At 37.1% G+C, this 1,427-nt stretch carries 2 protein-coding genes; both read right to left on the bottom strand.

Annotation, left to right across the window (positions count from 1 at the left end):
* Nucleotides 1–85: 85 nt before the first annotated feature.
* Nucleotides 86–229: a hypothetical protein gene (locus tag L4C32_RS20590; protein WP_428198763.1), complete on the bottom strand. Its 144-nt coding sequence runs from the start codon at nt 227–229 to the stop codon at nt 86–88.
* The gene (locus tag L4C32_RS20585; protein ID WP_428198762.1) at nt 213–1,268 is read right to left on the bottom strand and encodes a hypothetical protein; all 1,056 of its coding nucleotides are present in this window, start codon (nt 1,266–1,268) and stop codon (nt 213–215) included. The genes L4C32_RS20590 and L4C32_RS20585 overlap by 17 nt, the downstream gene beginning before the upstream one ends.
* Between the last annotated feature and the right edge of the window lie 159 nt (nt 1,269–1,427).

The following is a 1,427-nucleotide window of genomic DNA, read 5'->3' as shown; positions in this document are numbered from 1 at the left end:
AACCAATACTGATAGCAAGACTGCAATAACAAAACAGAATCTATATTTATATGAAATAACTTTTGATGGATAAATGCATTTATTACTAATTTTCATTAGGTTCACCCACAAAGGAATTAATTACCACCTCGTCATCTGGCATATCTTTAAGTATATAATCATAACCTCCAACTAAACCAAAAGTAACTTCTGCCTTCGCTGCAATCGTCGGCTTAACAAAATCTTTCATCCCCTGCTCGAGAGTTTTTGAAAAAACTAATTTTTGGGCTACCATCAACAAGTTTATTTTCAATATAGCTCTGACCAGTAGAGCTAACGAACCCAACTCCGCTCGCAATAATTAATGGTGCTCCTGCTGGCGAAAGTAAAATTCCTAAATCTGCAGCAGTTCCAACATCATCCAAAGCCTTAGCACTAGTCGCATCTATAAATGCATCACTAACGTCATTCTTCACCATGTTGCTGTTAGTTGCTTTACATTCAGCAGTTGCGCAAGGATGGTAACTAACACCAAAGACTTGATCACCTACCGTTTGAGATAGCTGATAAGTGCCTGTTGTAGAATCGATCGGCCTTCCTGTCCGAAAATCAATCTCCACTACCTTCATTTCCGGAACTTCAAAGAAGCTAAATCCCAAACCTTTATCCAATAAATATTCCTTAGCAGATTCATCTAAAGGAATTGATTCCATATCTTGCACAATAAAACGTCCATGCCCTTCACTATCTGTCGCTACGATCAATTTTCCATCACTTCCATCGACAAAACTGTTCTTAGTCAGTAGTGAGGAGTCAATAATGTAAGGTGACACCCCTTCTGAATATTGCGCACCTTCTTTAGCCTTAGTATGCCTCATAACATTACGAATTTGTTCAGCTGAATACTTACCATCACTTTTCGCAGCTATATTATCTGCCATCTCATATTCACGCTTAGTTAAATAGCGGTGATCGATGTCAGATTTAGAGGTGGTTGCTTTTTGTTTAATTGACTTTAAATTGTTGTCTTTAAATAATGAACTACCTTTGTCAATGTGTTTATTCACATCACCTGATTTGTAATCTCCTAAACCATAATTTTCTAATGCAAACTTGAAGTTGTCTTCTGCATAATTGCCGACTAATCCAGCATATTGCTCTTCATATGCACCTTTATCTCCGATTCTTCCTTGATCGATTGAAGCATGCGTACCTTCATGTATAAGGGTATTTGCCGCATCTCCACCATTAATAACCCTAATGGGACAGACACTGAAGGATCCCCACAAAATTAAATCCTAAGCTCTTGAGCAGCTTTAATTTTTTGGTAGAACATTTTTACTGTTATTCGCCAAGATAACATTGTTATCTTGATTTTTATGTTTTTGAAAACCCGTTTTCCCAAGGTGAAGTAACTTAGTACCTTTCTATTCTTGATTGTGTTTGCT

This window comes from Aliivibrio kagoshimensis, assembly GCF_050337105.1.
Taxonomy (GTDB): Bacteria; Pseudomonadota; Gammaproteobacteria; order Enterobacterales; family Vibrionaceae; genus Aliivibrio_A; species Aliivibrio_A kagoshimensis.
The sequence above is the reverse complement of the archived record's forward strand: the minus strand, read 5'-3'. Positions and strand labels throughout refer to the sequence as shown.